Genomic DNA, 25,401 nt, shown 5'->3' on the forward strand with positions numbered 1-25,401 from the left:
CTGTGTGGCGACGGACGTGGCGGAAGCCATCCCGTCCTTCGTCATTGCGAGCGTAGCGAAGCAATCCAGGGGCAGTTCCGTGCCGCTCTGGATTGCTTTGTCGGCTTCGCCTCCTCGCAATGACGAACTGGGTGGCTCTACCCACTTCGCGTAAGGCATTCGCTTTCGCCGTGTCTCACCATGAGACACGGCGAAACGAACCATATCCAAACCTTCCCGGACAAGTACTTAGCTCGCCTATCGATCCGTTCCATTGGCGAGTCCCATCATGTCCCGTCTACGCAAGCTGTCGCTTTCCGTCGCTGTTGCCGCCGTCGCCTTCGCGGCCAGCCCCGTGCTCGCATCCTCGGGCATGATCGCCGGGATCGACGTGCTGAAAACCTGGAACCTGGTAGTGCTGGGCGACCTCACCTCGTCCTCCGAAGTCGAGGGTCGCACGTTCGTCGGCGGCAATCTCGAAGGCAATGCCTCGAACTACCAGATCACCGCCCTCCCCGCCTCCAGCACCGGAACGCCGGGGCTGACCGTGGTGGGCGACGTCAATGGCGGCTACAAGAACCTCAACAACGGTTCGGGCGCGATCGTCGGCGGCAACGTCAACAGCGGCCTCAACCTCAACGGCGCGGCACAGACGGTGCTGGTGGGCGGCACGATCAGCAACACCAACGTCAACAACAACACCGTCACTTCGGGCCTGGCTTCCAGCGATCCGCAGTTCGCCCAGAACCTCACGCAGCAGAAGAGCCTCATCGGCACCTCGATGGAGGGCCTGAGCCATTCGATGAGCACCGAGACGGCCAACAGCCAGCTCTCGATCAGCGGCAACACCGGCACTTTCAATGCCCAGCCGGGTGCGGGCGGCGTGGCCGTGTTCAACATCTCCGCCGCCGACCTCGACAAGATCGGCGAGATCAAGTTCAACCTGAACGGCGCGGACACCGCGATCGTCAACGTCTCGGGCACCTCGATCAAGCTGGACGACAACTTCCTCGGCGGTACCGCCAACCTGGGCGAGCACGTCGTCTGGAACTTCTACGAGGCGGAAAACCTCGCGCTCACCACCGCCTGGGGCGGCTCGGTGCTGGCGCCGGGCGCCAATGCCACCACGTCGAACTACATCCAGGGTTCGGCCGTGTTCGGCAATCTCGTCCAGAACGGGGAGATGCACGTCGGCACTTATACCGGCGGCTACACGCCGGGCGATCCGGGCAGCTCGACCAGCTCGGGTGGCGGCAGCAGCTCGGGCGGCAGCACCGATGTGCCGGAGCCGGGCATGATCGGCCTCTTCGCGCTGGGCCTCGGTGCGCTGGTGTTCTGGCGTCGTCGGCGCGTCGTCGCGGCCTGAGAAGCAGGGGCCATCGCCCCTGCACCCCAATAATGTCGAGGTCAGGCGCCACGTATTCGTCGTGCGCCCATGGCCGCGTCGGTAGGCTCAATGGCTGCGCCGCCCGGAGCGCTCGATAGCCAGGCAGCGCGCCACGCCGACATTTCGAGGGTCTGGGGGATCATCCCCCAGAACTTCCCCTTACTTCTGCCAACGCCCGATGAAGAACCCGTCCAGCCCGCCGACATCGGCCAGCATCCCCGGATCGGTCCGCACCCAGCCCTCGGCCGTGGGCGCTAGCCCTTGCGGCAGTTCCGATGCCGTGACCGGAACCGGCGTCAGCGAGACCTTGTCCGCCTGTTCCTCGCCCTCTTCCGGTTCCATCGAGCAGACCGCATAGACCAGCCGCCCGCCCGGCTTGAGCCAGCCCGCGGCGCGTTCCAGCATCTTTTCCTGGATCGCGGTCATGTCCTCGATCTGGCGCCCGGCGATGCGGTGGAGCACGTCGGGATGGCGCCGGGCCGTGCCGGTGGCGGTGCAAGGGGCGTCGAGCAGGATCGCGTCGAATTTTTCCTCCGGCTCCCAGGTCAGGACATCGGCCTGCACCACTTCGGCCTCCAGGCCGATGCGCTTGAGGTTGTCGCGCAGGCGTTCGAGGCGGCGCTTGGAATTGTCGATCGCGGTGACCTGCCAGCCCGCCGCCGCCAGTTGCAGCGTCTTGCCGCCCGGCGCCGCGCAGAGATCGAGCGCGCTTCCGGCTTCGCTCGCGCCGCCAGCGGTGCCGCTGCCCAGCAGCCGTGCGGGCAGGCTGGCGGCAAGGTCCTGCACCCACCAGGCGCCGTCGCGGAAGCCTTCGAGATGCTCGACCGCGGTGCCGCGTGCCAGGCGAACATGGCCGGCCATCAGGGAAGTGCCACCAAGGCGCTCGGCCCATTCGGCGGTCTGCTCGGGATAGCGCAGCGCCAGATCGAGCGGCGGCGGCTCGGCCAGACCGGCAGCAATCGCCTCGGCACGCACGCCCCAGCGCCCGGCCACGTCCTCGGGCAGGGTCGGCACGTCGGGAAGCGTGACGCCGTTCTTGGTCAGGGTGGAGAACACGCCATGCGCCAGCCGGCGCGGGCCGCCCATCAGCAGCGGCAGGCCGGTGGCGATCACCGCGTGAGCGGGCGTTTCCAGCCGCAGGACTTGCGCCAGCATGATCTGCAGCACGGCGCGCGCCTTGGCATCGGGGGCGAGCGGCAGACGCGTGGCGCTGTCGATCAGTTCGTCGAGGTCGGTGCGCCAGCGCAGCACTTCGCCGGCAATGGCACGGGCGAGCGCCCGGTCGGCATCGCCGCCGACACGGGCCAGCGCGGAGCCGCCCGCCTGGTCGAGCGTTTCGCCCCGCCGCAGTACGGCGTCGATAAGGTTGAGCGCGGCACGGCGCGCCGGAAGGCCGGGAATGTCCATCGCCTGCCCCTATAGCGGATTGCGTTTTGACGCTACCTCCACCACATGGGCTGAATGACACAGCGCGCCACCCAACGTCCCGAAGGCTTCACCAAGCCCACCCACTGGACGAACGACCCCGCGCCCCAGCCCTCCCCGCCGGCCGCAGAAACGGCAGGGGCCGCGCAGGAGGAGCAGGACCCCGACGGGATTTCGCCCACCCGCTACGGCGACTGGGTGCGCAACGGCATCGCCATCGACTTCTGATTCCCCGCTACCGGCGACGGCCTACCAGTCCCGCGCCATCGGCGGCAGGCGTTCGACCAGGAAGTCGATCCAGGCCCTCGTCTTCGCCGCAGGCCGCCGGGTGCGGTGCGTGACGGCGTGGACCGCGCCGAGGTCGAGCAGTTCGGCGCCCAGGTCCAGTTCCACCAGCCTCCCTGCGGCGATGGCGCGGTCCACGAAGAAGCGCGGGCCGTAGACGAGCCCCATGCCCGCCTCCGCCGCCTGGGCCAGAACCTGCCCGTTGTTGGCATGCAGACTGCCGCGCACCGCGACCGCGCGGCTGCCGTCGCGGCCGAAGCCCCAGCGCGTGGCGCCGGTCTCGTTGCCCAGAGTGTAGCCGAGGCATTCATGCCCTGCGAGATCCTCGACGGACTGCGGCCTGCCGTGCCGTGCGAGGTAGGCGGGCGCGGCGCAGATCGCCATGCGCACCGGCGCCAGCTTGCGCGCCACCAGGTTGCTGTCCGCCAGTCGGCCGATGCGCACGGCAACGTCCCAGCGCTCTTCGAGCAGGTCCACTACCCGGTCGTTGAGGCCAAGCTCGACCGTGACGGCCGGGTAGAGCGCGTGAAATTCCGTGACGAGGCGCGCCAGGTAGGCGCTGCCGAAAGCCGCCGGGCCGGAGACGCGCAGCAGGCCCTCCACTGCGGCGGACTGGGCCATCGCTTCGGCATCGGCATCCTCCAGTTCGGCCAGGACGCGCTCCGCCTTGTCGAGATAGGCCGCGCCCACTTCGGTCAGCGCCAGCCGCCGCGTGGTGCGGTTCACCAAGGTCGCACCCAGGCGCTGCTCCAGCGCATTGAGGTGCTTGGCCGCCATCGCCGGCGACATCGAAAGGTCCCGCGCCGCCGCCGAGAGGCCGCCGAGCCGGATCGCCTTCACGAAGACCTCGATGCCTTTCAGCCGGTCCATTCAACACCCCTGGTAGAAAGTCATTCAACGTATGGCATGATTATCACCAGCGGGGCGAAGGTCTAGAGGAGTCTTCGAAAGGAAGCCCCCATGATATCTACCCCTTCCACCAGCCCCTACGGCGCGTTCATCCTGCGCCTCGCGCTCGGCGTGCTGTTCCTGGCGCACTTCTCGCTGAAGATGTTCGTCTTCACCCCGGCCGGCGCGGCCGGCTTCTTCGGCAGCCTCGGCCTGCCGCCGGCGCTTGCCTATGTGACCATGGCGGCGGAACTGCTCGGCGGCCTGGCGCTGATCCTGGGCATCTACGCCCGCGCCGTGGCGCTGGCCTTGATCCCGCTGCTGCTCGGCACCATCGTCATGGTGCATGGAGCCAACGGCTTCTTCTTCGATGGCAAGGGCGGCGGCTGGGAATATCCCGCCTTCTGGTCCATTGCCCTCCTCGTCCTGGCCCTGATCGGCGACGGCGCCCACGCGCTCGTGCCGACCCGGCGCTGAGGCTTCCGCTCTGAAAGGAACGCGATCCATGACCCGCCAACCCACCTTCTTCATCCCTCACGGCGGCGGCCCCTGCTTCTTCATGCCCGACCCGCAGGGCAACTGGGCCTCCATGGCCGCGTTCCTGCAAGGCCTTCCCGCGCGCCTGCCGGAGGCGCCCAAGGCGATTCTGGTCGTCTCGGGACATTGGGAAACCGAGGGCTTCGCCTTCACCGGCGGCGAGCAGCCGCCGCTGCTGTTCGACTACTACGGCTTCCCGCAGCACACGTACGAACTGCGCTTCGACGCGCCCGGATCGCCTGCCCTGGCGGCCCGCGCCAGCCAGCTCCTGCGCGAGGCAGGCTTCGCGGCCGCCCCGGACCCGCAGCGCGGCTATGACCATGGGGTGTTCGTTCCGCTCAAGGTGGCCTGGCCCGAGGCCGACGTGCCCGTCGTCGAGATGTCGCTCGACCGCTCGCTCGACCCGGCCCTGCATCTTGCCGCCGGACGCGCGCTCGCCCCGCTGCGCGATGAAGGCGTGCTGATCCTGGGATCGGGCATGAGCTTCCACAACATGCGCGGCTACGGCAATCCAGCCTCCACGGAGCCCTCCCAGGCCTTCGACCAATGGCTGACCCGGGCCGCCGGATCCGGCGCCGAAAGCCGCGCCGAGGCGCTGTCGCACTGGGCCGAAGCACCCGGCGGGCGCTTCTCCCACCCGCGCGAGGAACACCTCCTGCCGCTGATGGTCGCCGCTGGCGCCGCCGAAGGTGCGGGCGAGAAGGTCTATTCGGACCTCGTGCTCAAGACCGCGATCTCGGCGTTCCGCTTCGACTGAGAAAAGGGAGGTCGCGGGGGTCCGGGGTCATTCCCAGCGTCCGGGCCCCGGATCCTCGCTCTTTCCTCAATGCAGCATTTCGCAGCGGTTTCGACCGCCGCGCTTGGCGGCATAGAGCGGGCCGTCCGCCGCGGCGAGCCAGTCCTCGACGCTGCCGATCGCCTCGCTCAGGGGCGCGATGCCGAAGCTGGCGGTGACGCGGATGCTCATGCCGCCGGGCAGCGGAATGTCGTGCTCCGCCAAAGTCTCGCGGAATCGCTCTACCGCCGCGAGCGCTTCGCCGGGGCCGGTTTCCGGAAGGAGCACGGCGAACTCCTCGCCGCCCAGCCTGCCGAGAAAGTCGACGGGGCGCGTGGAGCCGACCACCGTGGCCGCCATTTCCCGCAGCACCGCATCGCCCGCCGGATGGCCGTGCGTGTCGTTGACCTGCTTGAAGTGGTCGAGATCGATCAGCACCAGGCAGCAGGGCCGCCCATAGCGGCGGAAGCGCGCGATCTCCTGCTTCGCCTTGTCCACGAAGCCGCGGCGCGTGAGCGCGCCGGTCAGCTGGTCGCGCTCGGCGATGCGGCGCAATTCCAGCTCGTTCATGACGATGCGCGCGAAGTTGCCGAGGATGGCGACTTCCGCCTCGTTGAAATCGCGCACTTTGTCGTCGATCGCGCAGAGCACGCCGATATTGTAGCCTTCCGGCGTCAGCAGCGGGATGCCCGCGTAGCTGCGCACGCCGGGGTCGGTGGCGACGAAGGGATTGTTGGCGAAGCGCGCATCGAGCCTGGCGTCGGAAATCAGGAACGGCGCGGTCTGCTGGATCGCATGGGTGCAGAACGAGACATTGCGCGGCGTCTCGGCCACATCCAGCCCGCTGCGCGCCTTGAACCACTGCCGATCCGCATCGACCAGGGTGACCGCCGCCATCGGCACGCCCAGCACGGCCCGCACCAGCGAGACGACATGTTCGAACGCTTCTTCCGGTTCGGTGTCCAGCACGTCGAGATTGCGCAGCGCCGCGAGGCGGCCCTGCTCGTCGTTGAGGATGGTTTGGGGGAGCATAGAGGCGTTCCGACCGCGCCATGGCCGCAAGGGCCCTGGCGATGTTGATCCACTGACCGAAAACCGGCGGTTCGACCTGCCGGCACCCGATCTCGAAAGGGCGCTTGAGCCACGCGCAAGGCATTCGTGCCGATTCCCGGCGGCGGCTCCCTATCCACGTAGACATCCCTAGAGCAGGATTGAATTCCTAAAAACGCCCGTCGTCGTCCGTGGAATGCAATCTACATCAATTTTCGGGAGCGGGCGGCAGGTGTGATCGCAATATCAGGGGTTTATCTCGATCGGCGTGCCATCGGGCACCGTTTCGTAGAGCGCCTCGATCTCCGGGTTGGAGACGGCAATGCAGCCGTCCGTCCAGTCGCCGCGCACGCGGCCGGTCTCCAGGTCGTTGGGCTGGCCGTGGATCATGATCATTCCCCCCGCCGAACGGCCGCGAGCCTGGGCATAGGCCCGGTCCCGGGCATTGGGGTAGGAGATGTGGAGCGAGAGGTGATAGGCGCTTTGCGGATTGCCCCAGTCGATCTCGTAGCGACCTTCGGGGGTGCGCTCGTCGCCTTCGAAGCGCTTGGGGCCGATGGGCGCGTCGCCAAGCTGGATGTGCTCGATCACATGGACGAGCCGGTCGCCGGACCAGAGCTCCATGGTCCGCGCCGCCTTGCGCACGCGGATCAGGTCGATTTGGGGAAACTGGAGAACAGGCTCCGCTTCCGCAGCGCCCAGCAAAAGCAGGAGCGGCGCGAGTCTGAACCCGCGCCGCACCGCATCAATCCAGGAAGGGATCGCGCACGAGGATGGTGTCCTCGCGCTCGGGGCTGGTGGAGACCAGCGCCACCGGGGTCTCGATCAGTTCCTGCACGCGCTGGATGTACTTGATCGCCTGCGCGGGCAGATCGGCCCAGGAACGGGCGCCAGCGGTGGTGCCCTGCCAGCCGTCCATTTCCTCGTAGATCGGCTCGACATTGGCCTGGTCGGCGGCGTGGCTGGGGAAGTAGTCCAGCACTTTGCCGTTCAGGCGATAGCCGGTGCAGATCCGCACCTTCTCGAAGCCGTCCAGCACGTCGAGCTTGGTCAGCGCGATGCCGGTGACGCCGGAGATCGCGCAGGACTGGCGGGTGAGCACGGCGTCGAACCAGCCGCAGCGGCGCTTGCGGCCGGTGACGGTGCCGAATTCATGGCCGCGTTCGCCAAGGCGCTGGCCGGTCTCGTCCTCCAGCTCGGTCGGGAACGGGCCCGAGCCGACGCGGGTGGTATAAGCCTTGACGATGCCCAGCACGAAGCCGGTGGCGGACGGGCCGAGGCCCGAACCCGAAGCCGCCGTGCCCGAAACCGTGTTCGAGCTGGTGACGAAGGGATACGTGCCGTGGTCGACGTCGAGCAGCACGCCCTGCGCGCCTTCGAACAGGATGCGGGCGCCGGCCTTGCGCACCTTGTTCAGGCGCTTCCACACCGGCTGCGCGAACTGGAGCACGAACGGCGCGATCTCGCGCAGTTCGTTAATGAGTGCCTCGCGATCGACCGGCGGCTGGTTGAAGCCGGCACGAAGGGCGTCGTGGTGCGCGCAAAGGCGGTCGAGCTGCGGCTCCAGCGCATCGAGGTGCGCAAGGTCGCAGACGCGGATGGCGCGGCGGCCGACCTTGTCCTCATAAGCCGGGCCGATGCCGCGGCCGGTGGTGCCGATCTTGCCCGAACCGGCAGCGGTTTCGCGCAGGCCATCGAGGTCGCGGTGAAGCGGCAGGATCAGCGGGCAATTGTCCGCGATCGCGAAGTTGTCCGGATTGATCTCCACGCCCTGGCCGCGAAGCTTCTCGACTTCGGACTTGAGGTGCCAGGGATCGAGCACCACGCCATTGCCGATGATCGACAGCGTGCCGGTGACGATGCCCGAGGGCAGCAGGCTGAGCTTGTAGACCTGCTCGCCCACGACGAGCGTATGGCCGGCATTGTGGCCGCCCTGGAAACGGACGACGGCGTCGGCGCGGCTTGCCAGCCAGTCGACGATCTTGCCCTTGCCCTCATCGCCCCACTGGGCGCCGATCACGGTTACGTTGGCCATGGATATACTCCTCCACCCTGCCACGGTGGATCCTATAACGCCCTTCGACAGGTCTCGGCGATATGGATTTTCATTGGGGCGGAAGCGCCCCGGCTTTTCGTCCGCGCCCTAGTGGCAAGGCGCATGGCTAGTCAAGGGCCGTGATCCCGGACCCGATCGGCCGATATCAGAGCGCGACAGCCTCTGCGCCGTCCAGCCGGTGCGAGCAGCCGAGCGCGACGGGATCGTCGCTTTCGGCCAGCGCCGCCACGGTGGTCCAGCCGATGGCACGCTGCTGCCCGGCCACGCGCGGGTCGTGGCCCAGCGGCAGGAACAGCTTGCGCTGCGCCTGCGGCTCGGCAGCCAGCAGGTCCACCAGCGGATCGGGATAGAGCGAGAAGCCGGTCGCCGCTTCCGGGTGATGCCCGGTCTGGCCGAGGATCCGGTAAGTGCCGCCCCGGCCGAGGCTGCCGGAGATGCCCTCGGCATAGATCGTGAAGCCGAACCACGACTGATATTCGAAGCCGTGCCGCTCCGAAGGGTCGAGCGTGATGCGGGCCTTGTCGCCCACGCGTGCGGCGATCTCGCGCAGGCCGGCGATGCGGCTGGCGAGCGCCCCGGCACTGCCGACGACGCCGGCTTCACCCGGCGTGTCGAAGGCGGCAAGACGCTCGATCGCGCTGGCGAAAGGACCGACCGCGTAGAGCAGCGGCAGATAAGCCTCGCCGCCCACGTCGACGAGGCCGCCGGCATCCTTGGCGTCGAGCATCTGGCGCACCGCGCCGATCCGCGCTTCCGGCAGCGGCAGCGCTTCTGCGGAAAGGGTGTCGACGATATCGGGCAGCGTGAAGTCCACCGAGATCCCGGTGGCCCCGGCCGCGCGCAGCGCTTCGATCGCCAGTTCCACCACTTCCCCGGCGGCAGCGACCGAATCGGTGCCGATCAGCTCGGCGCCGAGCTGGAGATGCTCGCGGCGCGGATCGAGGCCGTCGCCCTTGATGGTGCAGACTTGTCCCGAATAGGACAAGCGCAGCGGGCGCGGCGCTTCCGCCAGCCCCGTGGCGGCAATGCGGGCGATCTGCGCGGTCATGTCCGAACGCAGCGCCAGCATCCGCATCGACACCGAATCGACGAAGCGGAACATGCGCCGCACCTGCACGCCGGCCATGCGGCTGGCGAGCGCCTTTTCGAATTCGATCAGCGGCGTTTCGACACGCTCGTAGCCATGGCCCTGGAGCACGTCATGCGCCATGCGGCGCACTTGCTGGGAGGCCCAGGCCTGCTGCGGAAGACGGTCGCCCAGTCCTTCGGGCAAGAGATCGCGGTCGTTGTCCTGCATGATGGTGGCGCCCTTAGCGGGGTGGGCGGGAAATGTCGAATGACACCTGCCCCCTGCGATGCATCTGTCGTCAGAAAGCGAAAGCCTGCGACAATTTGCGTGAAATTTCCTGTCAACAAACGCCGGCCATGACGCTATCCCGCCGGCATCGTCTGGCGGGACGACACATCCAGTCACAGCCCATCCCTGCATGGGCCGGACCGCCAGGCATGCGCCCAGCTCGCGACCGAGCCCGGCTGTCCTGCCCGCTGCGTCCTGCCCTGCCCTGCGAACAACGGTCGAGGTCCATGCGCAAGATTTCCCTGCTTCTCCTGCTCCTGCTGCTCATCCAGACGCCTGCCCATGCCCAGATGGGAGGCGGCGACGACATGGGGGGAATGGGCGGAATGGGCGGCGGCGGAATGGGCGGCGGCGGTGGTCCGGGGGGCGGCCCTCCCGGCGGATCCGGCGGCGGCGGAAAGCCCCGCGCTCCGAAGCCGATCTCCCGCGCGCGCTATGACAAGATCGTCACCGCCATGTTCCGCGAGGCCGATACCAACCATGATGGACTGGCCACGCTGGAGGAATTCCACGCCCTGGTGAACGCCCGGCGCGACGCCGCGATCAGGGGCCGCTTCGCCAAAGTCGACGCCAATGGCGACGGCACGATCTCGATGGCGGAGTTCACCGCCTGGCAGCAGCAGATGGGCTCGCTCGCCACTGACGAACGCGGCGCGGTGGGCGATCGCGCCGGCCAGGTCCTGGAAGTGATCGCGCCCGACCTGGGCTCCGGCAGGGACGATGAAGACGCCCTGCTCGGCAACCTGATCGAGCCGATCTCCGGCACGCTGATCGCCAGGGCCAACACGAATTACGACGCGGGCGTCTCGCTGGAGGAACTCCTGGCTTACGAAGGCGCGAAGTTCGAGGCCGCCGATACGGACAAGGACGGCTATCTCTCAATGCAGGAATTGCGCCCCAGGGGCAGCGGCCGCGATGGCCCGGGCGGCATGGGGCCGCGCGGCGGCATGCCGCCGATGGGCCCGCCCCCGTCAGGCCAGTAAAGCACCCGGGACACAGAAAAGGGGCCGACATCCGAAGATGCCGGCCCCTTTTTGCGTTGAGAGCCTTGAACGTGAACGATCAGGCGAACTTGAGCGCCTTGACCGTCTTCACGCCGGGGAGTGCAGTGGCCGCCTTGAGAACGTCCTCCGACACGGCGCTGTCGACCGAGAGCAGCAGCACGGCTTCGCCGCCGGTGTCACGGCGACCCAGGTTGAACGTGCCGATGTTGATGGCGTTCTCGCCCAGCAGGGTGCCGATGCGGCCGATGAAGCCGGGGGCGTCTTCGTTGACGATGTACATCATGTCGCCGGCCAGCTCGGCCTCGACCTTGATGCCGAACATTTCGACGAGGCGCGGCTCGACGTTGTTGAACAGCGTGCCGGCCACCGAACGCTCGCCCGCTTCGGTCTTCACCGAAACGCGGATCAGCGTGTGGTAGTCGCCCTCGCGCTCGGTCTTCACTTCGCGCACTTCAAGGCCGCGCTCCTTGGCGAGGAACGGGGCGTTGACCATGTTCACCGTGTCCGACTGGACGCGCAGGAAACCGGCCAGCACGGCGGCGGTGATCGGCTTCTGGTTCAGTTCGGCAGCGGCGCCCTCGACGTGGATCGAGATGCGGGGAACCGAGTCGCGGGTCAGCTGGCCGACCATCGAACCCAGCATTTCGGCCAGCTTCATGTAAGGCTTCAGCTTCGGCGCTTCCTCGGCCGAGAGCGACGGCATGTTGAGCGCGTTGGTGACGCCGCCATTGACCAGGAAGTCGGCCAGCTGCTCGGCAACCTGAAGCGCCACGTTGACCTGGGCTTCGGTGGTCGAGGCGCCGAGGTGCGGGGTGCAGATGAAGTTCGGCGTGCCGAACAGCGGCGAGTCCTTGGCGGGCTCGGTCTGGAACACGTCGAGCGCGGCACCGGCGACATGGCCGTTGTCGAGCATGGTCTTCAGCGCGGCTTCGTCGATCAGGCCGCCGCGGGCGCAGTTGACGATGCGCACGCCCTTCTTGGTCTTGGCCAGGTTCTCGGCCGAGAGGATGTTGCGGGTCTGGTCGGTCAGCGGCGTGTGCAGCGTGATGAAGTCCGCCCGTTCGAGCAGGGTGTCGAGATCGACCTTCTCCACGCCCATTTCCACGGCGCGTTCCGGGGTGAGGAACGGATCGAAGGCGGCGACCTTCATCTTCAGGCCGAGCGCGCGGCTGGCGACGATCGAGCCGATGTTGCCCGCGCCGATCAGGCCCAGCGTCTTGCCAGTGACTTCGACGCCCATGAAGCCGTTCTTCGGCCACAGGCCCTGCTGGGTCTGCGCGTTGGCTTCGGGGATCTGGCGCGCGAGGGCGAAGATCATGGCGATGGCGTGCTCGGCGGTGGTGATCGAGTTGCCGAACGGCGTGTTCATCACCACGACGCCCTGGGCCGAAGCGGCCGGGATATCGACGTTGTCGACGCCGATACCGGCGCGGCCGATCACCTTCAGGTTCTTCGCGGCGGCGAGGATTTCCTTGGTGACCTTGGTCGACGAGCGGATGGCAAGGCCGTCATAATCGCCGATGCGGGCGATCAGCTGCTCGGGGGTCTCGCCGGTGATGACGTCTACGTCGCAGCCGCGGATCTCGAAGATACGGGCGGCATTGGGATCCATCTTGTCCGAAATGAGGACGCGGGGCTTGGTCATGGAATTATTCCTTCACTCGTCATCCCGGACCTGATCCGGGATCGGTGGAAGTGTTGACGGAGCTTCGCCGGTGGTTTGGCTTCGGCTCCGTCAGCGGTCCCGGATCAAGTCCGGGACGACGTGGAATGGTTTAGCCGGCCTTGACGGTCGCGTAGGCCCAGTCGAGCCACGGTCCCAGCGCCTCGACGTCGGCCGTGTCCACGGTCGCGCCGCACCAGATGCGCAGGCCCGGAGGGGCATCGCGGTATCCGGCGACATCATAGGCCGCGCCTTCCTTTTCGAGGAGGGCCGCAAACTTCTTGATGAAGTCGGCATCGGCGCCTTCGACGGAGAGGCAGACCGAGGTCTTGGAGCGGGTGCCGCTGTCGACTGCCAGATGGCTCAGCCAGTCACGCTCGGCGACGATCTTGTCCAGCGCGTGGGCATTGGCGTTCGAACGGGCCTTCAGCCCTTCGAGACCGCCCAGGCCCTTGGCCCATTCCAGCGCGAAGATCGCGTCCTCGACGGCGAGCATTGAGGGGGTGTTGATGGTTTCGCCCTTGAACACGCCCTCTGCCAGCTTGCCCTTCGAGACAAGGCGGAACACCTTGGGAAGCGGCCAGGCCGGGGTATAGTTTTCAAGGCGTTCAACGGCACGGGGGCCGAGGATCAGCACGCCGTGGCCGCCTTCGCCGCCCAGGACCTTCTGCCAGGAGAAGGTGGCAACGTCGATCTTGGACCAGTCGATGTCGTAGGCGAAGACTGCCGAGGTGGCGTCTGCGAAGGACAGGCCCTCGCGGTCTGCCGGGATCCACTCGGCGTCCGGAACGCGCACGCCCGAAGTGGTGCCGTTCCAGGTGAAGAGCACGTCGTCGGACCAGTCGATCTTGTCGAGGTCGGGCAGCTGGCCGTAGTCGGCGCGGAACACGGTGGGTTCCAGCTTGAGCTGCTTGACGGCGTCGGTAACCCAGCCCTCACCGAAGCTTTCCCAGGCCAGCGCGGTCACGCCGCGGGCGCCGAGCATGGTCCACATGGCCATCTCGAAGGCGCCGGTGTCGGAGCCGGGGACGATACCGATGCGATGCGTGTCGGGCAGCTGCAGAACTTCGCGCATCAGATCGATGCAATACGCGAGACGCGTCTTGCCGATCTTGGCGCGGTGCGAGCGACCGAGTGCTTCGGTGTTCAGTTTTTCGGGGGCATATCCGGGCGGCTTGGCGCAGGGACCGGAAGAGAAGTGCGGACGCGCAGGTTTGCGCGCGGGTACGCTAATAATATCAGTCATTTCTGACTCTCCTTACAGAGAGCACGCGCGGCGTTGGGACCGCGTGGCCCGGCGCTGCGTCTAAAGAGGCCGGGAAATTTGTCAAACGATTCTCCGGTCGCTTGCGCCAGATCGTTTCCCGTTTTCGATCTTTCGCAGTGCTTCCATGCGCAAAACCAGCGGAATTCCGCGCATTCGCTATTCGGTGGAAAACCGCGCGCCGCGCGTTTCCCGCCTCATGGCTGGCCGGGTAAGCTCCCGTTCACGCCAGTCCCGGATGCTTGGACGCGATGATGACGCCCCGGATTACGACGCCGCCGCACCGATTGCTGCCTTCACGGTCTTCGCTGGGCCTCTCGCTGCTGCTGCCGCTGGCGGCGGTTCTGAGCGGCTGCATCGATCGCGCGGAACAACCGCGCGGACGAGGCGCCCGCCCCTCGGCCCAGTCGCGCCCCGCCGCGCCGCCGCCTTCCCGCGAATTGCGCCAGTGCATGGCAACGCTCGGCGCGCAGAACGCCGTCTTCACGCCCGTGACGGACCGGTACTATGGCAACGGCTGCTCCACCCTGGGCACGGTGAAACTCTCGGCCCTGAACACCGACCGGGCGACCGTATCGGTGACCAACCTCGGCCCCGTGACCTGCACCACGGCCACACCTTTCGCGGCCTGGGCGCGCTACGGCGTCGACCGGGCGGCGCAGCAGATCCTCGGCAGCCGCATCCTGAGCATCGAGACTTATGGCAGCTACAACTGCCGCAATGTCGCCGGCACCGCGCGCCGCTCAGGCCATGCCACCGCCAATGCCATCGATGTGTCCGGCTTCGTCCTGGCCGACGGCCGCCGCATCACCGTGCTGGGCGACTGGAGCAACGGCACCCCCGCCGAACGCCGCTTCCTGCGCGTCGTCCACGACAGCGCCTGCAAACGCTTCGGCACCACGCTCGGCCCCGATTACAACGAAGCCCACAAGAACCACTTCCACCTCGAAGCGGACGGCGCGAACTTCTGCCGCTAAGGCTTCGCGTTCATTTTGGAGGTCAGGTCCATCGTCATCAGTTTCGGCAGGCCGGCCTTCAGGTTGAGCCGCGTGTTCGTGACTTGTGCGGTATCGGCTACGACCATGAAGCGCTCCCGGCGCAGCATACCGGTGGAATCGGCCGGAAGGTCAAGCGGCGCATAGCGGCGCCCGACCAGGGCCTTTTTCATGATGCCAATCAGCCCTGAGCTTACTTTGGGGGCCTGAGACACGATCTCCACATCCCGAACCGCCCCGTCCGGGCCGATCCGATAGTTGAAATCGACCCATTGGTTCGACCCCGCGGTCGGCATGACATAGCCGAGTTCGGCGGACGAGCCCGCCCCCAATTCGACCGAAGGCGCATAGATCAGGAGCGGCGTCGAAACCTTGACCCCGGCCAGCCCCCGCATGACCTCCTCCACGTCTGCATCCTTGTCGGAAAGGAGCTTGAGCCTGGCGGTCAGGGCATGTGCTGCATCGCGCATGGGCTTCATGGCGGGATCTGTCGTCTCGCGCAAAGCCGCGTAGCGCTTTCGGCTTTCATAGGCATAAGCCGGATTGACGCTGGCAGCCATGGCATAGAACCGCAGCGAGCGGAACATGGCGGCACCCTGCACCGCCGGCCAGCCCGATTCCTCTGCCCGCCGTGCCACGGCATCATACATGTGAACGGCCGCGGAATACTTGCCTTGCCGCAGGAAGACGTCGGCTACCGTCAGGCGTTTGGCGGCAATGGAGGGATCGTCAGCCGGCAAGCCTGCCTTCAAGGCATCGATCGAGTCGAAAGTCGCTATTCGCCCATAGTCCGGCATGCCCAGCAGCAAAGCCACGTCCGCATCGAACTGGAGCAATCCGCTTACTTCCCGGGGCAGGCTTTCGGCATAGCGCTTGTTGCGGGAGCGCGACTTTATGAGTGTTTTACGCGCGCCCTGGATCTCACCGGCGACGAGCTGGTTCTCCGCATGCTCCATGGAGGCAGCGATATCTTCGGCGGGCGTGCAATGCCGGGCGAGGCACTGTTCCAGCGAGGCCGCCGTGGAGCGCAGGCTGCGCCCGGTGACCGTTACCATCGAATCCGCGAATTCGTCCTGGGCCGGCGATACCCGAACGGGGGGCGCCTTATTCGCCGAGTCGGCGGCTTGCAGCAGCAGAAGCGGTAGAATGAGCATCACGATCTCCTCCAGGGGCGAGGATGGAACGAGGACCGGAACGGGGCACGATCCAGCGATTACTCATTAGCATGTAGTAAAATAAAAGATTATCAAGGCTTCGTAACGCGCCTGTGCGCGATCGCCACATGAAAAACAACCAAACCGGATTGAACAGTGCCGGAGCGACTGCTCGCCCCGGCACGGCTTCAGGCTTTCGATCTACTCAGAACGGCAGTTTGTAGAAATTGACCGCGTTGTCCTGGAGGACCTTCTTCTTCACCGCGTAATCGTAGCCGCCCAGCACGTCCTTGATATGCGCCTGCACGCCCGGATAGAGCGAGGTCGGGTGCGGGAAGTCGGTTTCGAACATCACGTTGTCGACGCCGATGGTTTCCAGCAGCAGCTTGGGCGCGATCTTCTCGAACCAGAAGGTGCACTTGAAGTGGTCGCGGAAGTAGTCCCAGGGCTGCTTCTTCAGCACGTTGCGCTTGCTGGGCAGCATTTCCTGGAACTGGTGTTCCAGCGCTTCCACGGCGAAAGGCACCCAGCCCATGCCGCTCTCGATCAGGCCGATCTTGAGGTTCGGGTGACGGTCGAGTCGGCCCGAGACCATCCAGTTGCCCAGCGTCGCGGCATTGCCGATGGAGAACATCGTCGCGACCACCGACAGGGTCTGTTCGAAAGCGAAGCCTTCCCAGGTCAGGGTGTTCGGATCGATCGCGGCGTTGAGGTGGAAGTTGAGCGAAATGCCTTCCGCGTCGATCATTTCGAGGAACGGCGTCCAGTATTCATGGTTGAAGCTGGGCACGCCGACGCGCTCGGGCGTATCGGGCAGCACGAAGCCGCGCAGGCCCATGTCGATGCAGCGGCGGGCTTCCTTCTCCATCTCCGCCTTGTTCCAGAACGGCAGGTGCGCCATCGGGAACAGGCGCTCGCCCGAGTCGCGCTGATATTCGGCGTTGAAATCGTTGAACACTTTCATGATCGTGACGGCGAGATCGTCGTCGCCCAGCGTCATCAGCATGCCCGCCTGGGTGATGCCCGAGTTCTGGAAGCAGATCTGCGCATAGACGCCCATGTCGTCCATCGCCTTCAGGCGCGGGGCGATCTCGTGACCACCCGGATGGGCTTCCTCCAGGGTGGGGAAGGCCAGGCGGCCGAGCAGCTTGTTGTTGTCCTTGCGGATCACGTTGCCGCCCAGCGAGCCGCAGTTGCGGTCACCGATGTACCAGCGGTCCACCCCGTCGGCATCGCGCTTCACGAACGGCATCTTGGCCTTCAGGCCCACCGGCGCGCGGTCCGTGAACAGCGTTGGCGGTTCGCTGAGGTGCGTGTCCGTATCGACGATCTTGATGCCTTCCAGCGTCGGATCGAGGCCGCCGGACTGGGTTGCGTAGTCAACCTCGCGGATCACTCCGCCCTTGGTATAGCCTTCCGCCGACCAGTACTTGCGCGCAGATTCCTGCATTTCCTTCGTGTCGCCATCAGCCATGGCCTGTCTCCCAAAACAATTGGGGCTCATGTCGCAACCTCGGGGGCTGCGGGTCAATCGAGAGCCCAACGCCGAGACGATGAATGGCCGCAAGCCCTGCCGGGAACGGCGCGCGCGCTGCGCTGCGCCTTGCCGCGCGGGGGATGCCCGGGCATCCATGGCCTCGGGAGAGAACATCATGCCACATATCCGAACGCTCGACGACATCCGCGTCGATTTCGATGCCGCCCCGGACAACGTTCCGAAGGATCGCATCGTCGACCTGGGCTTTGCCATGGGCACCGAGCCCAACGACCTCCTGGACCCCTACGAGCCCTGCGGCTGGCTTTCCGGCCCGGAGATCCCGCGCCTGCTCTACGCGCCGCCGGCCCGGCACGGCCTGGGCGCAATCAGCGGGCGGCAGCAGGGCAACTGGGTGGTCAGCCACTATGAGGACATCGAGCGCGTCTATACCGACAATGCGCATTTCTCGAACGCGGGCACGGCCGAATTCCAGCGGCTGATCGGCGAGACCTTCAAGTCGATCCCCCTCGCCATCGATCCGCCCGACCACCAGAAGTACCGGCTCTACCTGATGCCCTATTTCTCGCCCGCCCGGATCACGCGCGAGCTGGAACCGCGCATCCGCGACGTGGTGACCGAGATGATCGACGCCGTGGCGGGCAAGGGCGAGGTCGACATGGCCTGGGACTTCGCACGGGTCTATCCGGTGCGGATATTCATGGGCCTGATGGGCTTTCCCGACGAGAAGTTCGAACAGTTCCTCGACTGGGAATGGGACATCCTCCATTCCGGCAGCCTCGAAAAGATGCAGGCCGCACTGCGCGGCGTGCTCGAATTCCTGCGCGGCTTCATTGCCGAGAAGGAAGCGGAACCCGACGAGCACCTCGTCTCCGCCATCGTCCACGGCAGGATCGGCGGCCAGGCCGAAGGCCGCCCGCCGACCGAGGACGAGAAGATCGGCATGGTGTGGTTCCTCTGGCTGGGCGGCCTCGATACCGTGGCGGCCACCATCGCCCAGATGTTCCGCCGTCTCGCGCTCCAGCCCGACCTGCAGCGGCGCCTCCGCGAGAATCCGGCGCTGATCAACTCGGCGGTCGAGGAATTCCTGCGCACGCAGCCGATCCTCTCGTCCGCCCGCACCGCCACCCGGGAATTCGAGTGGCACGGGATCCAGGTGCGCAAGGGCGATTCGTTCTCCTGCCTCAACCCCTCGGGCAATTTCGACCCTGCCCATTTCGAGAACCCGCGCACCTTCGATCCCGAGCGCAAGGCCAACCGGCACTTCACGTTCGTGGGCGGGGTGCACATCTGCCTCGGCGCGCACCTGGCGCGGCGCGAGCTGCGGCTGCTGCTGGAGGAATGGTTCGCGCGCATTCCCGAATTCCGGGTGAAGCCGGGCGCGGACACCGCCGTGTTCCCGGGGCTGCTGTCGATCCGCAACCTGCCGATCGTCTGGGACGTGACGTCACCGCCAGCGTCGTAGCCGAAGCGGCAGGTGGCCGCAGGTTCCGGGGGCATCGCCCCCGGAACCTGGCCGTCAAGTCCGGCGCTCTCAGACTTTCGCCGGTGCCAGCCTCGGGCTGAGCAGGTGAACCACTGCCAGCGCCAGCAGATAGGCCCCCGCGCAGATCCCGAAGAGCACCTCGTAGCTGTGCGTCGTGTCGAGGATGTAGCCCGCGAAGAGCGCCATGCCCATGCCGCCGAAAGCGCCGACGGTGCCGCCGATGCCCACCACCGATCCCACCGCACCGCGCGGGAAGACGTCGGACGGGAAAGTGTAGAGATTGGCCGAGAAGGCCTGGTGTGCGGCCGTGGCGATACCGATCACCAGCACGGCGGCCCAGACGCTGTCCAGCGACTGCGCGAACCAGATCGGCAGCACGCAGAAGGCGCAAATCAGCATCGTGATCTTGCGCGCGAAGTTCGGCGTCTTCCCGGCCTTGATGAGCCGGGAGGAAAGCCAGCCGCCGCCCACGCTGCCAAGGTCGGAAATCAGGTAGATCGCCGCAAGCGGCAGGCCGAAGGTCTTGAGGTCGAGGTTGTAGCGCTCGAACAGGTAGCCCGGCAGCCAGAACAGGAAGAACCACCAGATCGGGTCGATCAGGAACTTGCCGAGGGCGAAGGCCCAGGTCTCGCGGACGGTCAGCAGCTTCGACCAGCCGATCTTCTCGACCGGGTCGGCCGGGTCCTGCTGGATCCACGCGAGTTCGCCGCGCGTGACGCGGGCGTGCTCGTTGGGATGGCGGTACATCGCCCACCAGGCGATCAGCCAGAGAATGCCGAAGATGCCGGTGACGAAGAAGGCCACGCGCCAGTCGAACCAGAGCACCAGCAGCGGCACGATCAGCGGCGTCAGGATCGCGCCGACATTGGCGCCGGCATTGAACAGGCCGATCGCGAAGGCGCGCTCCTTCTGCGGGAACCAGTCGGTGACGGCGCGGATGCCGGCGGGGAAATTGCCCGATTCGCCGATGCCGAGGCCGAAGCGCGCCATCGCGAAGGAGGTCACGCCGCTGGCGAAACCGTGCGCCATGTGGCTGATGGTCCAGATGACCAGGGCGATGGCATAGCCTATCCGCGCGCCCAGGACGTCCACCACTTTGCCGAAGGAGAGGTAACCGATCGCGTAGGCGAGCTGGAACCAGAAGACGATTCCCGCGAAGTCGGACTCGGTCCAGTGGAATTCGGCCTCGAGCGTGGGCTTGAGCACGCCGATCATCTGCCGGTCGATATAGTTGATCGCCGTCGCCGCGAAGAGCAGCGCGACGATCACCCAGCGATAGCGCCCCGCGGTGGGATGGATTCCCTGGCGGTCGGCCCCGGAACCGTCTGCTCCGGGAACCCCCGTTGCGGATTTGGCGGCTCCGGAACCATCCGTGAGATGGCTTTCGGGAATGCCTGCGTTCATCTGATCCTGCTCCCTCTTCGGCGGCACCGTTTTCGGGCCTGCCGATGCATTCTTCCTATGCGGGCACCGCCGCCGCGATCTTGCAGCCTATGCTGCCATGTCCCTCGAAATGCGCCAGAACCCTTTGCCCCGGCACCACCGGATGGACCCCCGTGACCGCGCCGGTCGAAACCCAGGTCCCGCCGCTGCAGTCGATACCGCGCGAGGCAAGGTTCGCAAGCAGGAACCGCACCGCGCCCAGCGGGCCGTCCAGCATGGTCGCGGTGGTTGCCGAGGCGATCTCCTGCCCGTCGATCTCGAAGCGCACGGTGATCGCCTCGAAAGTGGCGGTCTCCCAGCCTTCCAGCACCGGACCGATCACCATGCCGGCGTTGTTGCCGAAATCGGAAACGGTGACCGGCGGCCCATCGGCGTTGATGCCGGGGTAAGGCGAGCTGGCCACTTCGATGCCGATGTGCACGGCGTCCAGCACCTTGCGGGTGGCCTCGTCATCGGCGGGCACGACACCGTCCCAGCCCGGCGCGACATGCAGCAGGAATTCCGCTTCCGCCGCTGCGAAGCCCCGGGCGAAAACCGGCATTTCCGGCGCCTCGGCCGCAGCGGCGGTGACCACGCTGTCCGTGAAGATCGGCCCGGTCAGCCGGTCGGCGCCCAGGCGCGTGTCTTCGGGGACGTTGATCCTGCCCACTTTCCAGCCTGCGACCGTGCGGCCGTCCAGCCCGATGGCAAGGTCCTGGATCGCATAGGCGGCGGCAAGATCGGAAGGTGCCTCTCCGGGGTATTCGGCCAGCGCCCGCATCTCGCGCCGCGCCGATACGAATGCCCCCGCAATCGTTCTGGCCTGCTCGTTGGAACTCATCCCAAACCCTTCGTTGTTCTGGTTGCCGTCGTTAAAGGAAACCGGTGTCATAGGCAAATCAAAAGCGCGATGCCTCTCGATCCCGTGGCCTTGTCAAAGGGTTGCATTGCCGGGGCAGCGGGTGGAGCGGAGGGCGTGTACGCCGCAGGTGGCGGTAACGCGAAATTGAGGGCTTCCAAGATATGGAAACCGGTGTCATCTTGCCTTTCCGCGCGCAAGAAGGCAAGCGGCTCACAACATATCGGGCGAAGCCGCAAGCGGTGCCGCCAAAGGGGCTAGGATGCCGGACGAATTCAGACGCGACACCAAGCCGACCATCAACGACGTCGCGCGCCTTTCCGGCGTCTCCAAGAAAACCGTCAGCCGCGTCATCAACAAGTCCCCGCTCCTGGGCCAGGCCACGCGCGAGAAAGTGGAAGCCGTGATCGCGGAGATCGGCTACGTGCCCAATCCGCAGGCGCGCGCACTGGCGCTGCGCCGCAATTTCCTCATCGGCCTGATCCACGACAACCCGAACGCGCAGATGGTGCTGGGCGTGCAGGAAGGCATTCTCGAAGCCATCCGCGACACCGAGTTCGCCCTCGTCGTGCGCCCGGTGGACCGCCACTCGCCGACTATGCTGGAGGACATCCGCCGCTTCATCGAACAGCAGCGGCTCTACGGCGTGCTGCTGCTGCCGCCGATTTCCGAAAACGACGGGCTGGCGGCGGTCTGCCGCGAACTGGGCTGCACGCTGGTGCGCATGGGTTCGGCCCGGCTGGACGACGACAGCCACCTCGTCGCCTCGAACGACCGCCATGCCGTGCGCGAAGCGGTGTCGTGGCTGACCAGCCTGGGCCATCGCCGCATCGGCTTCATCGCCGGACCGGAGGGCTTCCGCTCGGCGCATGAGCGCGAACTGGGCTTCATCGACGGGCTGGCCTCGGCCGGGCTCAAGCTCGATCCGAAGATCGGCGCGCGCGGGGACTACCGCTTCGAATCGGGCCTGGCCGCGGGGGAACGCCTGCTCTCCGCCGATCCGCGTCCCACCGCGATCTTCTGCAGCAATGACGAGATGGCCGCCGGCGTCCTCCATGCGGCGCGGGCCAAGGGCATTTCCGTGCCCGAGCAGCTCTCCATCATCGGCTTCGACGATACCGCCATCGCCGCCCATATCTGGCCGCCGCTCACCACCGTGCGCTGGCCGATCGTGCCGATGGCCACGGCCGCCGCGCACAAGCTGATCGACCCGGGCGGTGCGGCCGACCAGCCTTCGCTGTTCCTCTCCGACCTGGTGCGCCGCGCCTCGGTAGCCGCGCCCGAACGCACGGCCTGAGCGCCGACCGGACACACGGCCCGTTGCCGGGGCCGAAAACGGACGCGCCGGAACCGGGGAGAAACACGCCCGGCGGAACATTGACACCGGTTACCAAGACCGGATAAGACTTGACCTGAAGCGTAATAACGTCCCACCATACGGAACTGAATTCCACAAGGGAGAGCCCCCGTGTTCTGCAAGACCTACCACGCCACCCATCCCGACATGATGGAGTGCGTCTCCAACGAGGAACTGCGCGATCGCTACCTCGTCACCGGCATGTTCGAAGACGGCAAGGTCAGCCTCAACTATTCGCACAACGAGCGTTTCGTGATCGGCGGCGCGGTGCCCTCGCAGGGGCCGCTCAAGCTGCCCGCCCAGACCGTGCCGAAAAGCGCGGAAGGCCACCCCTTCCTTGAGCGCCGCGAAGCCGGCATCGTCAACATCGGCGGCCCGGGCGCGATCACGGTCGACGGCCAGCGCTTCGAAATGCAGAACAAGGAATGCCTCTACGTGCCCATGGGCTCGACCGAGGTGACTTTCGAGGGCGAGACCGCCCGCTTCTACATCGCCTCGGTTCCCGCCCACAAAACGCTGCCGATCAAGCACATCACGCTTGACCAGGCCAACCCGCTGGCGCGCGGCGATCTTGCCAATTCGAACCAGCGCACGATCTACCAGCTGGTGATCCCCGGCGTCTGCGAGAGCGCGCAGCTGCTGCTGGGCCTCACCGTGCTGGAAGAAGGCTCGGTCTGGAACACGATGCCGCCGCACCTTCATGACCGCCGCTCGGAAATCTACCTCTACTTCGAGCTGCCGGAAGAGAACGACCGCATCTTCCACTACATGGGCGAACCCGACCAGATGCGCCACATCGTGATCGCCAATGAAGAGGCCGTCATCAGCCCGCCCTGGTCGATCCACATGGGCTCGGGCACCAAGAAGTACGCGTTCATCTGGGCCATGGGCGGGGAAAACCTCGACTATACCGACATGAACGTGCTGGATATCTGCCAGCTTCAGTAAGGCAGCAGCCTTTCGGAACTTGCCTCGTCGCTCCCCTGCCCTCGTCTTTGCGAGGAGCGGAGCGACGAAGCAATCCAGGGCGTCGTGGACAACCGCTCTGGATTGCTTCGCTACGCTCGCCATGACGAAGTGGGGACCGAAGAGGAGCGGGGCCGAAGATGGGTTCGGGCGATTTCCGGGCCACGAACGAGATTGGGACAGGACTTAACTTATGGCGATTTCCTTCAGCCTCGAAGGCAAGGCCGCGCTGGTGACCGGCGCCAACACCGGGATCGGGCAGGCCATAGCCGTGGCGCTTGCGGAAGCGGGCGCGGACGTTGCCCTGGCCGGCCGCAGCGAACCGGCCGAGACCATCGCGCTGATCGAAGCGACCGGGCGCAAGTGCGTGAACATCAAGGCCGACCTCTCCTCGATCGAGCCCGTGGGCCGCGTGATCGACGAGGCGGTGGCCGGGCTGGGCAAGGTCGACATTCTCGTCAACAATGCCGGCATCATCCGCCGCGACGACGTGCTCCAGTTCTCCGAGGAGGACTGGGACGCGGTGATGGACACCAATCTCAAGACGCTGTTCTTTCTCAGCCAGGCGGCGGCCAGGGGCATGGTGGCGCGCGCCCGGGAAGGCCACAGCGCCGGAAAGATCGTCAACATCGCCTCGCTGCTGACGTTCCAGGGCGGCATCCGCGTGCCCAGCTATGCGGCGGCGAAGTCCGGCGTGGGCGGCGTGACCAAGGCCATGGCCAACGAACTGGCGCCAAAGGGCGTGCAGGTCAACGCCATCGCGCCGGGCTACATTGCCACCAACAACACCGCCGCGCTGCAGGGCGACGAGACGCGCAACCGCCAGATTCTGGAGCGCATTCCCACCGGCCGCTGGGGAGATCCCAAGGATATTGCCGGCGCCGCCGTGTTCCTGGCTTCCCCGGCTTCGGACTATGTGACAGGACACGTCCTCGCCGTAGACGGCGGTTGGCTCGCGCGCTGAGGAATTTCTAGACTATGACTGGCCACGTTACCTGCTTCGGCGAAGTGCTGATCCGTTTCGCCACCCATGACGCGCGGCTGGTGGTCCAGTCCGATGCGCTCGACATGGTCGTGGGCGGGGCCGAAGCCAATGTCGCCTCGGGTCTTGCCTCGCTCGGCCACGAAGTGCGCATGGTGTCCCGCCTGCCCGCCAACCCGCTGGGCGACAAGTGCCGCGCGGCGCTGGGCGCAGCAGGCGTGGGCCTTTCCGGCGTGACTTCCGGGCCGGGCCGCATGGGACTCTATTTCCTGGAGACCGGCGCGGGCCTGCGCCCTTCGGCCATCACTTACGACCGCGCCGGCAGCGCTTTCGCGCAGTCCGCCGTGGACGATTTCGACTTTGCCGCCGCGCTGGACGGCGCGCGTTTGCTGCACTTGTCCGGCATCACCCCGGCGCTCGGGCCGGGCGGCGTCTCGCTGGCCAAGGCCGCAGTGCGCGCCGCGCAGGAAGCCGGCGTGCCGATCTGCTTCGACGGCAACTACCGCGCCCTCCTCTGGGAAAGCTGGGACAGCAACCCGCGCGAGATCCTTACCGAGATGGTTTCGGCCGCCACGGTGATGATCGGCAATTACCGCGACATCTCGCTGCTGCTGGGTGAGACCTTCTCCGGCGACGGCGCCGACCGCCGCCGCGAAGCGGCCGAGGCGGCCTTCGCGGCCTTCCCGAACCTGCAGGTGATCGCCTCGACCGCGCGCCATGTCGTCAATGCCGGCCACCACCGCATAGCCGCCCGCGTCGACGGCCGGGACGATGCCGTCCAGACCGCCGAAGCCGACGTGACCGGCATCGTCGACCGCATCGGCACCGGAGACGCTTTCGCGGCCGGCGTGCTGCACCAGTGGCTGGAGGCGGGCGACTTGTCCGCCATGGCCCATGCGGGGCTGGCCTATACGGTGCTCAAGCACTCGCTGCACGGCGACATGAGCCTCATCGGCCGCGCCGAACTGGACGCCTTCTCGATTTCCGGAGGCGATGTCAGGCGGTGAGCCTGGGC

Annotated in this window: 23 protein-coding genes; 11 read left to right on the forward strand and 12 right to left on the reverse strand. The window is 66.6% G+C overall.

Annotated elements, in window-relative coordinates:
* Nucleotides 1-268: 268 nt before the first annotated feature.
* On the forward strand, nucleotides 269-1,345 hold the full coding sequence (locus tag ACZ1J6_RS14935; RefSeq protein WP_465128204.1) for a choice-of-anchor A family protein: 1,077 nt from the start codon (nucleotides 269-271) through the stop codon (nucleotides 1,343-1,345).
* Between the two features lie 180 nt (nucleotides 1,346-1,525).
* Here the strand turns inward: ACZ1J6_RS14935 and ACZ1J6_RS14940 are convergent, their stop codons facing one another.
* Nucleotides 1,526-2,773, reverse strand: a complete 1,248-nt coding sequence (locus tag ACZ1J6_RS14940) for an RsmB/NOP family class I SAM-dependent RNA methyltransferase (protein WP_465128205.1) — start codon at nucleotides 2,771-2,773, stop codon at nucleotides 1,526-1,528.
* 54 nt (nucleotides 2,774-2,827) lie between these two features.
* Between ACZ1J6_RS14940 and ACZ1J6_RS14945 the strand changes: the two genes are divergently transcribed.
* Nucleotides 2,828-3,019 carry a DUF1674 domain-containing protein gene (locus ACZ1J6_RS14945; protein WP_134095291.1) on the forward strand — a complete coding sequence of 64 codons (192 nt, stop codon included), beginning with the start codon at nucleotides 2,828-2,830 and terminating at the stop codon, nucleotides 3,017-3,019.
* A 21-nt stretch (nucleotides 3,020-3,040) separates the two neighbouring features.
* Here ACZ1J6_RS14945 and ACZ1J6_RS14950 read toward each other — a convergent pair whose 3' ends face one another.
* Nucleotides 3,041-3,946: a LysR family transcriptional regulator gene (locus tag ACZ1J6_RS14950; protein ID WP_132263911.1), complete on the reverse strand. Its 906-nt coding sequence runs from the start codon at nucleotides 3,944-3,946 to the stop codon at nucleotides 3,041-3,043.
* A gap of 90 nt (nucleotides 3,947-4,036) precedes the next feature.
* Here ACZ1J6_RS14950 and ACZ1J6_RS14955 point away from each other — a divergent pair, with 90 nt between their 5' ends.
* Both ACZ1J6_RS14955 and ACZ1J6_RS14960 read left to right on the forward strand, forming a co-directional pair.
* Nucleotides 4,037-4,441: a DoxX family protein gene (locus ACZ1J6_RS14955; protein ID WP_465128206.1), complete on the forward strand. Its 405-nt coding sequence runs from the start codon at nucleotides 4,037-4,039 to the stop codon at nucleotides 4,439-4,441.
* A gap of 28 nt (nucleotides 4,442-4,469) precedes the next feature.
* Nucleotides 4,470-5,258 (forward strand): DODA-type extradiol aromatic ring-opening family dioxygenase, encoded by a 789-nt coding sequence (locus ACZ1J6_RS14960; protein ID WP_465128207.1) that lies wholly within the window; start codon nucleotides 4,470-4,472, stop codon nucleotides 5,256-5,258.
* A gap of 66 nt (nucleotides 5,259-5,324) precedes the next feature.
* On the opposite strand, the gene ACZ1J6_RS14965 is transcribed toward ACZ1J6_RS14960, so the two are convergent.
* The 4 genes from ACZ1J6_RS14965 to ACZ1J6_RS14980 all read right to left on the reverse strand — a co-directional run bounded on the left by ACZ1J6_RS14965 (nucleotide 5,325) and on the right by ACZ1J6_RS14980 (nucleotide 9,679).
* Entirely contained in the window at nucleotides 5,325-6,308 is a 984-nt protein-coding gene (locus tag ACZ1J6_RS14965) for a GGDEF domain-containing protein (RefSeq protein WP_465128208.1), read from the reverse strand.
* Nucleotides 6,309-6,572: 264 nt separating this feature from the next.
* Nucleotides 6,573-7,067: a L,D-transpeptidase family protein gene (locus tag ACZ1J6_RS14970; protein ID WP_465128209.1), complete on the reverse strand. Its 495-nt coding sequence runs from the start codon at nucleotides 7,065-7,067 to the stop codon at nucleotides 6,573-6,575.
* Between the two features lie 4 nt (nucleotides 7,068-7,071).
* Nucleotides 7,072-8,361, reverse strand: a complete 1,290-nt coding sequence (locus ACZ1J6_RS14975; protein ID WP_132263920.1) for an adenylosuccinate synthase — start codon at nucleotides 8,359-8,361, stop codon at nucleotides 7,072-7,074.
* Nucleotides 8,362-8,527: 166 nt separating this feature from the next.
* Complete coding sequence (locus ACZ1J6_RS14980; RefSeq protein ID WP_132263922.1) at nucleotides 8,528-9,679, reverse strand: ATP phosphoribosyltransferase regulatory subunit; 1,152 nt, start codon at nucleotides 9,677-9,679, stop codon at nucleotides 8,528-8,530.
* 287 nt (nucleotides 9,680-9,966) lie between these two features.
* Here ACZ1J6_RS14980 and ACZ1J6_RS14985 point away from each other — a divergent pair, with 287 nt between their 5' ends.
* Entirely contained in the window at nucleotides 9,967-10,722 is a 756-nt protein-coding gene (locus ACZ1J6_RS14985; protein ID WP_465128210.1) for an EF-hand domain-containing protein, read from the forward strand.
* Nucleotides 10,723-10,801: 79 nt separating this feature from the next.
* Here ACZ1J6_RS14985 and serA read toward each other — a convergent pair whose 3' ends face one another.
* Nucleotides 10,802-12,388 (reverse strand): phosphoglycerate dehydrogenase, encoded by a 1,587-nt coding sequence (gene serA / locus ACZ1J6_RS14990; RefSeq protein WP_132263926.1) that lies wholly within the window; start codon nucleotides 12,386-12,388, stop codon nucleotides 10,802-10,804.
* A 130-nt stretch (nucleotides 12,389-12,518) separates the two neighbouring features.
* Nucleotides 12,519-13,652 carry a phosphoserine transaminase gene (locus ACZ1J6_RS14995; protein ID WP_465128211.1) on the reverse strand — a complete coding sequence of 378 codons (1,134 nt, stop codon included), beginning with the start codon at nucleotides 13,650-13,652 and terminating at the stop codon, nucleotides 12,519-12,521.
* A gap of 272 nt (nucleotides 13,653-13,924) precedes the next feature.
* Here ACZ1J6_RS14995 and ACZ1J6_RS15000 point away from each other — a divergent pair, with 272 nt between their 5' ends.
* The gene (locus tag ACZ1J6_RS15000; protein ID WP_132263930.1) at nucleotides 13,925-14,647 is read left to right on the forward strand and encodes an extensin family protein; all 723 of its coding nucleotides are present in this window, start codon (nucleotides 13,925-13,927) and stop codon (nucleotides 14,645-14,647) included.
* On the opposite strand, the gene ACZ1J6_RS15005 is transcribed toward ACZ1J6_RS15000, so the two are convergent.
* On the reverse strand, nucleotides 14,644-15,819 hold the full coding sequence (locus ACZ1J6_RS15005) for a hypothetical protein (protein WP_465128212.1): 1,176 nt from the start codon (nucleotides 15,817-15,819) through the stop codon (nucleotides 14,644-14,646). The two genes, ACZ1J6_RS15000 and ACZ1J6_RS15005, sit on opposite strands and share 4 nt — an antisense overlap.
* 205 nt (nucleotides 15,820-16,024) lie before the next feature.
* Nucleotides 16,025-17,293: an amidohydrolase family protein gene (locus ACZ1J6_RS15010; protein ID WP_132263934.1), complete on the reverse strand. Its 1,269-nt coding sequence runs from the start codon at nucleotides 17,291-17,293 to the stop codon at nucleotides 16,025-16,027.
* Nucleotides 17,294-17,471: 178 nt separating this feature from the next.
* On the opposite strand from ACZ1J6_RS15010, the gene ACZ1J6_RS15015 reads away from it, so the two are divergent.
* A complete protein-coding gene (locus ACZ1J6_RS15015; protein WP_465128213.1) occupies nucleotides 17,472-18,779 on the forward strand; it encodes a cytochrome P450 in 1,308 nt (435 codons plus the stop codon).
* Between the two features lie 69 nt (nucleotides 18,780-18,848).
* Here the strand turns inward: ACZ1J6_RS15015 and ACZ1J6_RS15020 are convergent, their stop codons facing one another.
* Both ACZ1J6_RS15020 and ACZ1J6_RS15025 read right to left on the reverse strand, forming a co-directional pair.
* On the reverse strand, nucleotides 18,849-20,204 hold the full coding sequence (locus tag ACZ1J6_RS15020) for an MFS transporter (RefSeq protein WP_134095286.1): 1,356 nt from the start codon (nucleotides 20,202-20,204) through the stop codon (nucleotides 18,849-18,851).
* 55 nt (nucleotides 20,205-20,259) lie between these two features.
* Nucleotides 20,260-21,063: a 2-keto-4-pentenoate hydratase gene (locus ACZ1J6_RS15025; protein ID WP_465128250.1), complete on the reverse strand. Its 804-nt coding sequence runs from the start codon at nucleotides 21,061-21,063 to the stop codon at nucleotides 20,260-20,262.
* Between the two features lie 280 nt (nucleotides 21,064-21,343).
* On the opposite strand from ACZ1J6_RS15025, the gene ACZ1J6_RS15030 reads away from it, so the two are divergent.
* The 4 genes from ACZ1J6_RS15030 (at nucleotide 21,344) to ACZ1J6_RS15045 (ending at nucleotide 25,393) form a co-directional block, all read left to right on the forward strand.
* On the forward strand, nucleotides 21,344-22,378 hold the full coding sequence (locus ACZ1J6_RS15030; protein WP_132263942.1) for a LacI family DNA-binding transcriptional regulator: 1,035 nt from the start codon (nucleotides 21,344-21,346) through the stop codon (nucleotides 22,376-22,378).
* Between the two features lie 171 nt (nucleotides 22,379-22,549).
* Complete coding sequence (gene kduI / locus ACZ1J6_RS15035; RefSeq protein ID WP_132263944.1) at nucleotides 22,550-23,386, forward strand: 5-dehydro-4-deoxy-D-glucuronate isomerase; 837 nt, start codon at nucleotides 22,550-22,552, stop codon at nucleotides 23,384-23,386.
* A gap of 211 nt (nucleotides 23,387-23,597) precedes the next feature.
* Entirely contained in the window at nucleotides 23,598-24,368 is a 771-nt protein-coding gene (gene kduD / locus ACZ1J6_RS15040) for a 2-dehydro-3-deoxy-D-gluconate 5-dehydrogenase KduD (protein WP_465128214.1), read from the forward strand.
* Nucleotides 24,369-24,382: 14 nt separating this feature from the next.
* Nucleotides 24,383-25,393, forward strand: a complete 1,011-nt coding sequence (locus tag ACZ1J6_RS15045) for a sugar kinase (protein ID WP_465128215.1) — start codon at nucleotides 24,383-24,385, stop codon at nucleotides 25,391-25,393.
* The last annotated feature ends 8 nt before the right edge of the window (nucleotides 25,394-25,401 follow it).

It is taken from the genome of Novosphingobium sp. BL-S-21, from assembly GCF_055521655.1.

Bases quoted from the DNA above. Each gene is read 5' to 3' on its own strand.
- ACZ1J6_RS14935 (WP_465128204.1), top strand. From the start codon at position 269: ATGTCCCGTCTACGCAAGCTGTCGCTTTCCGTCGCTGTTGCCGCCGTC.
- ACZ1J6_RS14940 (WP_465128205.1), bottom strand. From the start codon at position 2,773: ATGGACATTCCCGGCCTTCCGGCGCGCCGTGCCGCGCTCAACCTTATC.
- ACZ1J6_RS14945 (WP_134095291.1), top strand. From the start codon at position 2,828: ATGACACAGCGCGCCACCCAACGTCCCGAAGGCTTCACCAAGCCCACC.
- ACZ1J6_RS14950 (WP_132263911.1), bottom strand. From the start codon at position 3,946: ATGGACCGGCTGAAAGGCATCGAGGTCTTCGTGAAGGCGATCCGGCTC.
- ACZ1J6_RS14955 (WP_465128206.1), top strand. From the start codon at position 4,037: ATGATATCTACCCCTTCCACCAGCCCCTACGGCGCGTTCATCCTGCGC.
- ACZ1J6_RS14960 (WP_465128207.1), top strand. From the start codon at position 4,470: ATGACCCGCCAACCCACCTTCTTCATCCCTCACGGCGGCGGCCCCTGC.
- ACZ1J6_RS14965 (WP_465128208.1), bottom strand. From the start codon at position 6,308: ATGCTCCCCCAAACCATCCTCAACGACGAGCAGGGCCGCCTCGCGGCG.
- ACZ1J6_RS14975 (WP_132263920.1), bottom strand. From the start codon at position 8,361: ATGGCCAACGTAACCGTGATCGGCGCCCAGTGGGGCGATGAGGGCAAG.
- ACZ1J6_RS14980 (WP_132263922.1), bottom strand. From the start codon at position 9,679: ATGCAGGACAACGACCGCGATCTCTTGCCCGAAGGACTGGGCGACCGT.
- ACZ1J6_RS14985 (WP_465128210.1), top strand. From the start codon at position 9,967: ATGCGCAAGATTTCCCTGCTTCTCCTGCTCCTGCTGCTCATCCAGACG.
- serA (WP_132263926.1), bottom strand. From the start codon at position 12,388: ATGACCAAGCCCCGCGTCCTCATTTCGGACAAGATGGATCCCAATGCC.
- ACZ1J6_RS14995 (WP_465128211.1), bottom strand. From the start codon at position 13,652: ATGACTGATATTATTAGCGTACCCGCGCGCAAACCTGCGCGTCCGCAC.
- ACZ1J6_RS15000 (WP_132263930.1), top strand. From the start codon at position 13,925: ATGACGCCCCGGATTACGACGCCGCCGCACCGATTGCTGCCTTCACGG.
- ACZ1J6_RS15005 (WP_465128212.1), bottom strand. From the start codon at position 15,819: ATGCTCATTCTACCGCTTCTGCTGCTGCAAGCCGCCGACTCGGCGAAT.
- ACZ1J6_RS15010 (WP_132263934.1), bottom strand. From the start codon at position 17,293: ATGGCTGATGGCGACACGAAGGAAATGCAGGAATCTGCGCGCAAGTAC.
- ACZ1J6_RS15015 (WP_465128213.1), top strand. From the start codon at position 17,472: ATGCCACATATCCGAACGCTCGACGACATCCGCGTCGATTTCGATGCC.
- ACZ1J6_RS15020 (WP_134095286.1), bottom strand. From the start codon at position 20,204: ATGAACGCAGGCATTCCCGAAAGCCATCTCACGGATGGTTCCGGAGCC.
- ACZ1J6_RS15025 (WP_465128250.1), bottom strand. From the start codon at position 21,063: ATGAGTTCCAACGAGCAGGCCAGAACGATTGCGGGGGCATTCGTATCG.
- ACZ1J6_RS15030 (WP_132263942.1), top strand. From the start codon at position 21,344: ATGCCGGACGAATTCAGACGCGACACCAAGCCGACCATCAACGACGTC.
- kduD (WP_465128214.1), top strand. From the start codon at position 23,598: ATGGCGATTTCCTTCAGCCTCGAAGGCAAGGCCGCGCTGGTGACCGGC.
- ACZ1J6_RS15045 (WP_465128215.1), top strand. From the start codon at position 24,383: ATGACTGGCCACGTTACCTGCTTCGGCGAAGTGCTGATCCGTTTCGCC.